The 9,430-nt window shown below is 30.5% G+C and carries 9 protein-coding genes; 6 read left to right on the forward strand and 3 right to left on the reverse strand.

All coding sequences use genetic code 11. From position 1 onward, the window contains the following. Window positions 1-322: 322 nt before the first annotated feature. Window positions 323-1,462, reverse strand: a complete 1,140-nt coding sequence (locus ACKVOV_RS13200) for an acyl-CoA dehydrogenase family protein (RefSeq protein WP_409207228.1) — start codon at window positions 1,460-1,462, stop codon at window positions 323-325. A gap of 96 nt (window positions 1,463-1,558) precedes the next feature. On the opposite strand from ACKVOV_RS13200, the gene ACKVOV_RS13205 reads away from it, so the two are divergent. From ACKVOV_RS13205 to ACKVOV_RS13220, 4 genes are all read left to right on the forward strand, one after another. Continuing rightward, window positions 1,559-2,626, forward strand: a complete 1,068-nt coding sequence (locus tag ACKVOV_RS13205) for an anhydro-N-acetylmuramic acid kinase (RefSeq protein WP_409207229.1) — start codon at window positions 1,559-1,561, stop codon at window positions 2,624-2,626. Window positions 2,627-2,704: 78 nt separating this feature from the next. After that, window positions 2,705-3,283: a chalcone isomerase family protein gene (locus tag ACKVOV_RS13210; RefSeq protein WP_409207230.1), complete on the forward strand. Its 579-nt coding sequence runs from the start codon at window positions 2,705-2,707 to the stop codon at window positions 3,281-3,283. 153 nt (window positions 3,284-3,436) lie between these two features. After that, window positions 3,437-4,663, forward strand: a complete 1,227-nt coding sequence (locus ACKVOV_RS13215; protein WP_409207231.1) for a Glu/Leu/Phe/Val dehydrogenase dimerization domain-containing protein — start codon at window positions 3,437-3,439, stop codon at window positions 4,661-4,663. 72 nt (window positions 4,664-4,735) lie between these two features. Next, entirely contained in the window at window positions 4,736-5,644 is a 909-nt protein-coding gene (locus ACKVOV_RS13220; RefSeq protein ID WP_409207232.1) for an energy transducer TonB, read from the forward strand. Window positions 5,645-5,729: 85 nt separating this feature from the next. Here the strand turns inward: ACKVOV_RS13220 and ACKVOV_RS13225 are convergent, their stop codons facing one another. Continuing rightward, window positions 5,730-7,607 (reverse strand): DUF349 domain-containing protein, encoded by a 1,878-nt coding sequence (locus ACKVOV_RS13225; RefSeq protein ID WP_409207233.1) that lies wholly within the window; start codon window positions 7,605-7,607, stop codon window positions 5,730-5,732. Between the two features lie 250 nt (window positions 7,608-7,857). Between ACKVOV_RS13225 and ACKVOV_RS13230 the strand changes: the two genes are divergently transcribed. Then, a complete protein-coding gene (locus ACKVOV_RS13230; protein ID WP_409207234.1) occupies window positions 7,858-8,223 on the forward strand; it encodes a hypothetical protein in 366 nt (121 codons plus the stop codon). 48 nt (window positions 8,224-8,271) lie between these two features. Next, a complete protein-coding gene (locus ACKVOV_RS13235) occupies window positions 8,272-8,694 on the forward strand; it encodes an SET domain-containing protein-lysine N-methyltransferase (protein WP_409207235.1) in 423 nt (140 codons plus the stop codon). A 14-nt stretch (window positions 8,695-8,708) separates the two neighbouring features. Here ACKVOV_RS13235 and ACKVOV_RS13240 read toward each other — a convergent pair. Then, on the reverse strand, window positions 8,709-9,430 hold a 722-nt coding region (locus ACKVOV_RS13240), incomplete at its 5' end, for a shikimate dehydrogenase family protein (protein ID WP_409207236.1).

Genomic DNA, 9,430 nt, shown 5'->3' on the forward strand with positions numbered 1-9,430 from the left:
TTTAAAATCAAAAACAAATATAATGCCATTAGTCAACATTTAGTCAACGAAATGTAAATTTAATCGAATTTTAATAAATCTAAATGAATGCTAAAATCTGTTAAGCATTGTAAATAAAAGGATTTAGTGTTTTTAAGATTTATATAAATATATGGGTTTTGTCCCCTCATCGCCCACAAAAAAAGCACTTCATTTGAAGTGCTTTTTTTATGCTTTTTTTTTAAAATAAGCTGGTTTAACTCATACAATTTTATTAGAAATACGGTAAACAAAAAGCCTAACTTTTAAGTTAGGCTTTTTGTTTATTAAAACTATATTTTTTTTATTGAACCAAAGTTCTAGAAATTACAATTCTTTGAATTTCTGAAGTTCCTTCATAAATTTGAGTAATCTTAGCATCACGCATCATACGTTCTACATGATATTCGCTTACATATCCGTTTCCACCATGTATTTGCACAGCTTCTATAGTTGTATTCATAGCTGTTTCGGAAGCAAAAAGTTTTGCCATTGCTCCAGATTGTGATATGTCTTGACCAGCATCTTTTTCAGTAGCTGCTTTAAGGACTAACATTTTGGCTGCCATAATTTGTGTAGCCATATCTGCTAGTTTAAATGCGATAGCTTGGTGTTGAAAAATTGGCTTTTTAAATGCTACACGTTCTTGTGCATATTTTAATGCTAGTTCGTAAGCACCCGTTGCAATTCCTAAAGCTTGAGATGCAATTCCTATTCTACCAGCATTTAAAACATTCATAGCAAAATTAAAACCAAAACCATCTGCTCCAATTCTATTTTCTTTTGGAACTTTTACATCGGTAAACATTAAAGAATGTGTATCAGAACCACGAATTCCCATTTTCTTTTCTTTAGGTCCAATTTCAAAACCAGCCCAACCTTTTTCTACAATAAAAGCATTAATTCCTTTATGCCCTTTTTCTATATCAGTTTGCGCTATTACAATATAAGTTGATGCTGTCCCACCGTTTGTAATCCAGTTTTTTGTCCCATTTAGTAAATAATGGTCACCTTTGTCTATTGCAGTAGTTTTTTGAGAAGTGGCATCAGATCCAGCTTCTGGCTCAGACAAACAAAAAGCACCTATAACTTCCCCTTTTGCAAGCGGAACAAGATATTTCATTTTTAATTCTTCACTTGCATATTTTTCAATTCCAGCACAAACTAATGAGTTGTTTACAGACATTACAACTGCTGCCGAAGCATCTACTTTAGATAATTCGGTCATGGCTAGAACATAAGAAACACTGTCTAATCCCGAACCTCCGTACTTAGGATCGACCATCATTCCCAAAAATCCAAGTTCAGCCATTTTTTTGACTTGCTCAGTTGGAAATTTAGAATGTTCGTCACGTTCTATAACACCTGGTAAAAGTTCATTTACAGCAAAATCACGAGCTGCTTGTTGAATCATTAATTGTTCCTCGCTAAAATTAAAATCCATCTTTATATTAATATTTTATTTGTAAATCTTTTAAAAAATTTTTCAAATATAGTTGATTAATATGAATTTCTCAAAAGGTTTTCCTATTTTTAACCGATGTTTAAGCAGTACTACAACGTTTTAGGAGTAATGTCAGGCACTTCACTTGATGGAGTTGACTTGGCGCATATTTATTTTTTTGAAGAAAATGGAAAATGGAGTTTCGAAATAAAAGAAAGTCAAACCGTTAGCTATTCGGAAGCATGGATAGATCGACTTAAGACAGCAGTAGATTTTTCTGATTTTGAATTAAAAAAGATAAATGAAGATTATACAATATTATTAGCTGAGATTATTTCTAGTTTTATTAAAACAAATAAAATAGAAAATCTTGATGCAGTTTGCTCTCACGGACATACGATTTTGCATCAACCACAAAACGGATTTACTTTACAAATAGGAAACCTTCCTCAAATAGCAAAATTAATAAAGCAAAAAGTAGTTTGTGATTTTAGAGTCCAAGATGTAGAATTGGGAGGACAAGGTGCTCCATTAGTCCCTATTGGTGATGCTATCTTATTTTCAGAATATGACTACTGTCTTAATTTAGGTGGGTTCTCGAATATTTCTTTCAATGAAAATGGAAACCGAATTGCTTTCGATATTTCGGCGGTAAATACAGTTTTAAATTTTTATGCTAATAAATTAGGATTTGATTATGATGATAAGGGAAAAATTTCTCGTTTAGGAAAAATTTCTGAAGTATTATTATCAGAATTAAATGATTTAGATTTTTATAAAAAAAGTTACCCAAAATCACTTGGTTTTGAATCTGTGAAAACAATTCTTCTTCCAATTATCGAGAAATATCAAATATCAATAGAAGATAAACTAAGAACATTTACTGAGCATATTGCAGAACAAATAAATTTAGCTTTACCTAAAAAACAAGGGACACTATTTATTACTGGCGGCGGTGCTTATAATGATTTTTTAATTGAAAGAATACAATTTCATAATCCGAATTTGAAAATTGAGATTCCAAACGCCAAAACAATTGAGTTTAAAGAAGCTTTAATTTTTGCATTACTAGGTGTTTTGAAATTAAGAAATGAAATAAATGTCTTGTCGAGCGTGACAGGAGCAAAATACAATCATAGCTCAGGAATAATTTATAATTATTAATTTTTTTACAAAGTTATCCTTTACGATTGATATTATTTTTTATAATTTTGCAAAAAATTAATCCCTACTTATTTTATCATGAAAAAAATTATTTTATCCTTATTTACAATTTTCTTATTTGTACAATCTAATATAGCACAAAACCAATTTGAAACAGAAGGTGTTATTGTGCCTAGAACTATAGAATTTCAAAAAAGAGCATTACAACTTAATGGTTTTGGTACCCGATCTAAAATGTGGGTAGATGTTTATGTGCAAGCGTTATATCTAACAAATTTGTCAGATGATGCACAATACATATTAGAGAGTGATACTGAAATGGCAGTTAGACTTCAAATTCTTTCAAATTTAGTATCATCAAAAAAACTAACTAAATCTCTGAATAATGGGATGAAAAAGTCAGTTGGAGAGGAAAATATGAAGCAATTTGAATCTCAAATTAGTTTATTAGAATCTTTATTAAGTTCTGAAGATACTAAAAAAGATGATGCTTTTAATCTTATTTACAATCCAATAGATAGATCTATTTGGGTTTATAAAAATAATAAATTAGAAGGTAAAATTCCTGGTTTTGAATTCAAAAAAGCTTTTTTTGGAATATGGCTTTCTAACAATCCTGTCGATGCAGATCTTAAAAATGATTTGTTAGGAAAATAATAATAAATTAATTTATATTTAGAAATATACTAATAAATAGATTGTAAAAAATAGAATAAAGTAAATTATGTGTTTTAAAATTAGAAATACATAATTTACTTTATTCTATTTTTTTATATTTGTGCCACAAAAACAATACAACAAATACATATAATGAAAGATTTATTAAAGAAATTTGAAAATAAAGAACCAGAAGTAATTTTTAATTGGAAAGATCCAGAAACGGAAGCAGAAGGTTGGACAGTAATAAACTCACTTCGTGGTGGAGCAGCTGGTGGTGGAACTCGTATGCGTAAAGGATTAGACATGAATGAAGTACTTTCGTTAGCAAAAACGATGGAAGTAAAATTTTCAGTTTCTGGACCAGCTATTGGTGGTGCAAAATCAGGAATTAATTTTGATCCAAACGATCCTCGTAAAAAAGGTGTTTTGCAACGCTGGTACAAAGCAGTTTCACCTTTGTTAAAAAGTTATTACGGGACAGGTGGCGATTTAAATGTAGATGAAATTCACGAAGTTATCCCAATGACTGAAGAATGTGGTGTTTGGCATCCACAAGAAGGTGTTTTTAACGGTCATTTTAAACCAACTGAGGCTGATAAAATAAATAGAATTGGACAATTGCGTCAAGGAGTTGTTAAAGTAATTGAGAATACTACTTTTTCGCCAGATATTACTAGAAAATATACCGTTGCCGACATGATTACTGGTTATGGTGTGGCACAAGCTGTTCGTCATTATTATGATATTTATGGTGGAAGTGTTGTAGGTAAAAAAGCCATTGTGCAAGGTTTCGGGAATGTAGGTTCTGCAGCTGCTTTCTATCTAGCAGAAATGGGAGCAAAAGTAATAGGAATTATAGATAGAGATGGAGGTTTGATTAATGAAAACGGATTTACTTTCGAAGAAATTAGAACTTTATTCCTTAATAAAGATGGAAACAAATTAGTAGCAGAAAATATGATTCCTTTCGAGGAAATAAATGCTAAAATTTGGTCCATTGGTGCCGAAATTTTCACACCTTGTGCAGCATCAAGATTAGTAGCAAAAAGCCAAGTAGATAGTATGATTGCTGCTGGTTTAGAAGTTATTTCTTGTGGTGCAAACGTACCTTTTGCAGACAAAGAAATTTTCTTTGGTCCAATCATGGAAGAAGTAGATAGCAAAGTAAGTTTAATACCTGATTTTATATCAAATTGTGGAATGGCACGTGTTTTTGCTTATTTTATGGAGAAAAAAGTCGAAATGACTGACGAATCTATCTTTAGTGATACTTCAGATATTATCAAGAAAGCAATACAAAAAGCACATGCATTAAATGCAGATAAGAAAAATATTAGCGCAACAGCTTTTGAAATTGCTTTGAAACAATTGGTATAATTTTTGAAATTAATTTCATAAACGCATAACAAATATTTAGTATTTTCGTTACTATAATATCAATATATAATTATGGAAGTAGTAATATCAGCGGCAGACAAGAGAAAATCATTTGTAATAACTACAGTGATTTATATTTTGTTGTTGCTGATATTGTTTTTTATGCGATTTTGGCCACCAGCAAATATGCAAGAATTAGCTGGCGGAGGCGGCGGAGGCGGTGTTACTGTAAATTTTGGAGATTCTGAATTGGGTTCTGGAAATAATTTTGAAAGTGATGTTCTAGAGGTTAAAAACGAAACTAAACAGGTTGTAAAACCAGTAGAAACTGCCGAAGAACAAATTATAGCTCAGGAAAATTCTACTGAAGATAATGATGTGGTTATAGCTAAAAAAGTAATCACAAAAAAGCCGAAAGTTGAAGTTATAAAAAAGGAAACTAAACCAGTTGTAGAAAAACCAAAAGTTACTAAAAATACTAACGATGCTTTGGCTAATATCCTAAAAGGAGGAAACAAAGGTGGCGACGGAAACTCGAACATACAAGGAAACCAAGGTACATCAAACGGAAGTTTGTCTAACGATGGCTACGGAAATGGTGGTTCTGGCGGAGGAACAGGAGGAGGAAATGGTTCTGGTAACGGAACGGGAATAGGAGCAGGAAGTGGCTCTGGCTCTGGTGGTGGTTCAGGAAGCGGAAATGGAGGAGGAGTAGGTTATTCTCTAGGTGGTCGAAAGGCATTATCTAAGCCATCGCCTAAATATACTTGTAACGAATCAGGTAAAGTTGTAGTTGAAGTTTCAGTTGATAGAAACGGAAATACAATTAGTGTGGTTCCAGGTGTAAAAGGAACTACAAATACTGCAAAATGCCTATTAGACCAAGCCAGGATTGCAGCAATGAATACTAAATGGCAAGCTAGTAATGATGCGCCTGAAAAACAAATAGGTAAAATTGTGTATAGTTTTAGTTTGAATTAAAAAAAGCATATAGATTTATAAATAAAAAGCTCCAAGTTATTGAACTTGGAGCTTTTTATTTATAAATATTATAGAAAAATCTAAATTACATTTTTCTAATTTGTTTCAATTTTTCTTTCCAAGTATTTAGTTCTTCTTTATGACGTTCTATATTTTTCATTACTTCAAGAACCATTGGATTGTCTTTTTTGGCTTTAGCAAAAAATTGAATGTTATTTTCTAATTGAAAAATTTCGTTTTGAACTTCTTCAACTTTTCTAATTAGGAAAATTTTCTCATTATCAATTTTTCTTGTATCATTTGATTCTGATAAACTATCCATTCTATTGCTAAAACGCATCATGTCGGTGTCTTTCTTACTCAAACTTAGTTTTTCAAAAAGAACATCCAATATTTTGTTAAATTTACCTTCAATATGACGTCTTGCAAAAGGTACTTTTCCAATAGCTTTCCAAGCTTCAATGTGAGATTTTATAGCATCAAGGTCAGTTTTGTGGTCACCAACTAACTCAAATGATTTTAGTGATTCTAAGTATTCTTTTTTCTTTTCGAATGCGGCAACTTCAACTTCTTCATTTTCATTTTTCTCGGCATGCAATCTGTCAAAATAATGATTACAAGCTGCTTTAAATTCTGCCCAAACTGAATCTGAATATTTTTTTGGCACATGTCCAATTTGTTTCCATTCCTCTTGAATTTTCTTCATAATAGGAGTAGAAATATTAAAATCGGTACTTTCTTGCAATTCTTTAGCACGAGCTACCAATGCATTTTTCTTATCAAGATTCGTATTTTGATCTTTTTTTATGTCTTTATAAAATGAGTTTTTATGCACATTAAAATTACGTACAGCAGTTTTAAAATCGCTCCAGGTTTGTTCATTTACTTCAGCAGGAACTTTTCCAGCACTAAAAAAACTAGCTCGTAAAGCTTCAATTTTTTCAACTTGACCTTGCCAACCAGAATGTACTTCTATTTTTTCAGAAGTAATAGCTTCAATAGCAGCAATTATTTCTTTTTTCTTGGCTAGATTTTCAGCTTCAGAACCTCTTTGTTGCTCAAAAATAAGTTCACGTTTGTCGTGCATTTGTTTAGTTAAATCACTAAAAACTGCCCAAACTTCCTCACGATTCTCTCTCGAAACAGGACCGATATCTTCTTTCCAGATTTTGTGTAACGATTGTAATTCTCTAAAAGCTTTCATTACATCAGCTTCATTTACAAGTTCTTGTGCGCGAGCAATTATTTTAAGTTTTGCTTCAAGATTATGTTTAAAATCTATATCACGAGCTTCTCGATCTAAATGTAAATAATCATAAAAATTCTCAACATGAAAATGAAAATTATTCCAAACATGGTTGTATTTGTCTTTAGGAATTGCTCCAGCAGTTTTCCAACGTTCTCTTAAATCATTAAATTGTTTGAGATTGTCTTTTATGTTTTCGCCAGGATTAATCAATGATTTTAATTCTTCGATTAATGCTAAACGTGTTTGTAAATTTGATTTTAAATCAGATTCTAAACTCTTAAAATGTGTGTTTTTCTTACTTCTAAAATTATTATATAACGAATCAAATTTTGATTTTAAAGGAAAATGGTATTCAAATTCTTCAGTAGAATCTGGATTTTCATTAATAAATTCTTCCTTTTTTTCTTCGATGAAGTGGTTATATTTTGATAAGAAAACTGATTTTATTTCTTCTATATGGTTTTTTACAGCCATGATTTTATCAGAAACCACAAGATTTTCTAGCTCGAGAACTAGATTTTCCATATCCATTGCATCATAATTTAGCATTGGAATATCGTGACTTTCGCCAATAGTGGTATCTTCACTAACTTCTGCATTTAGATTTTCGATTGTTTCAATCGCTTCATCTACAGAATTTTGAGGCTCATTTTGAGATTCTAATACTTCATTTCCATCTACCACAGGTAGGTTGTCGTGTTGCTCTTCTTGCATGGTGCAGAATATTTACAGTTATTATAATGCCGAAGGTACTAAAAACGTATGAAAACAGAAAGTAAAACTTATATTAAAGTTATAAAAAGTCACTTTTTTTTGAGCTATCTTGATAGTTTTTGAATCATTTAAATATAATTAGGCATCTAAAATATTGGTATTAAAGAATTTTATTAAAAAAAGTTATATATCGATTAAACCTTTTTTCATAACTTTAGTCTAACGACTAGACCCTTTAAAATCATAAATTATGAGAAATTTAAAACTATCTTTTATTATCACGTTTCTTTTTGCATTAAATTCTAATAATATTGTTGCTCAGGACAATATTAGAAAAGAAGAAATGATCGAACAAATGAAAATGGCAAAAGAACGTTTGTCACTTTCTGATCAACAAGAATTTACTTTTAGAGAAATAACGAAGAAGTATGGAGTTAAACTAAAAGAAATAAAAAATAGTGAAGGTAGTAAGCGAGATAAGTTTAAAAAGCTTAAAGAAAGTAAAGAAGCAAAAGATACTGAAATGAAATCATTTCTTTCGGAAGAGCAATACAATACTTATCTCCAAATGCAAGAGGAACGTAAGGCTCAAATGAAAGATAGAAAAAGAGATTAGTTTTTTATAAAAATAAATGTAGTTTTATAGAAAATTAATTATCTGTTAATGAAGAGCGATGGCAATAAAATAAATGCTCTAGAGACTGATTATTTGTATTTAAATCCTTCCAGAATTCCCAATTCAGGAACTGGATTGTTTACTGTTATAACTATTTATAAAGAAGAGATAATTTCTGTTTTTAAAGGACGAATTTTAACTCAAAGTGAGGCTAAAATTAAAGCTAAAAAAGGAAATGATAAATATTTTATAAACCTTCTTGATGGAACTATTATGGATTCGATGTCTGTAAAATGTTTTGCAAAATATGCGAATGATGCAACAGGTTTTTCTAAATCGGATTTTAAAAATAATGCTAAAATTTCCTTGGACGAAACAGGTAATGTTTGTTTAATTGCTACTAGAAAAATAAAACAGGAGGAAGAGATATTTTGTAGTTATGGGAGAAAATATTGGAAAAAACACAAATAACTTGTAATAAAATCTTATTCATTCCAAATTTCCCAAGCTTTTTCTGCCTGAAAAACTAACATGTCATATCCATTTTTTGTTATTGCTCCGTTATTTTCTGCGTTTTTAAGAAATTCCGTTTTTTCTGGATTATAAATTAAGTCGAAAGCAATGTGCTTTGAAGTAAAATATTGATAAGGAATATCAGGAAACAATTCGGTTTTTGGGAAAGTTCCTAATGGCGTACAATTGATGATAATTTGATATTCATCAAAAGTTTTGGCATCTATTTGATTATAAGTAATCGTGTTTTCTTTTTCTTTACGCGAAACAAAAATGCTGTCGATATTTAATTTTTTTAAGCCAAACGCTACTGCTTTTGCAGCACCTCCCGTTCCCAAAATTAAAGCTCTTTTGTGGTGCGGTTTTAGTAAAGGTTCAAGAGATTTATTGAAACCAAAAAAATCGGTATTGTCTCCAAACAATTTGCCGTTTGCAGAAATTTTAATTGTGTTTACAGCACCAATTTTTTGCGCATTCTCTGACAATTCATCTAAAAACGGAATAATAGCTTCCTTATACGGAATGGTGACGTTAAGGCCTATTAATTCAGGATTATTTTTTAGAATTGTTGTAAATTTATCAATATTTTGAATGTCAAAATTCTCATAACTAACGGCAGCATCAATTTTTTGATTTTTGAATTTATTCGTAAAATAATTTTCCGAAAAAGAATAACTAATATTTTTGCCTAGTA

This window comes from Flavobacterium sp. (assembly GCF_046153165.1).
In the GTDB taxonomy this organism is placed as follows: Bacteria; Bacteroidota; Bacteroidia; order Flavobacteriales; family Flavobacteriaceae; genus Flavobacterium.

Coding starts and splice junctions, on each gene's coding strand:
- ACKVOV_RS13210 (WP_409207230.1), top strand. CDS start 2,705: ATGAAAAAAATTATTTTATCCTTATTTACAATTTTCTTATTTGTACAA.
- ACKVOV_RS13225 (WP_409207233.1), bottom strand. CDS start 7,607: ATGCAAGAAGAGCAACACGACAACCTACCTGTGGTAGATGGAAATGAA.
- ACKVOV_RS13230 (WP_409207234.1), top strand. CDS start 7,858: ATGAGAAATTTAAAACTATCTTTTATTATCACGTTTCTTTTTGCATTA.
- ACKVOV_RS13200 (WP_409207228.1), bottom strand. CDS start 1,462: ATGGATTTTAATTTTAGCGAGGAACAATTAATGATTCAACAAGCAGCT.
- ACKVOV_RS13220 (WP_409207232.1), top strand. CDS start 4,736: ATGGAAGTAGTAATATCAGCGGCAGACAAGAGAAAATCATTTGTAATA.
- ACKVOV_RS13215 (WP_409207231.1), top strand. CDS start 3,437: ATGAAAGATTTATTAAAGAAATTTGAAAATAAAGAACCAGAAGTAATT.
- ACKVOV_RS13235 (WP_409207235.1), top strand. CDS start 8,272: ATGAAGAGCGATGGCAATAAAATAAATGCTCTAGAGACTGATTATTTG.
- ACKVOV_RS13205 (WP_409207229.1), top strand. CDS start 1,559: ATGTTTAAGCAGTACTACAACGTTTTAGGAGTAATGTCAGGCACTTCA.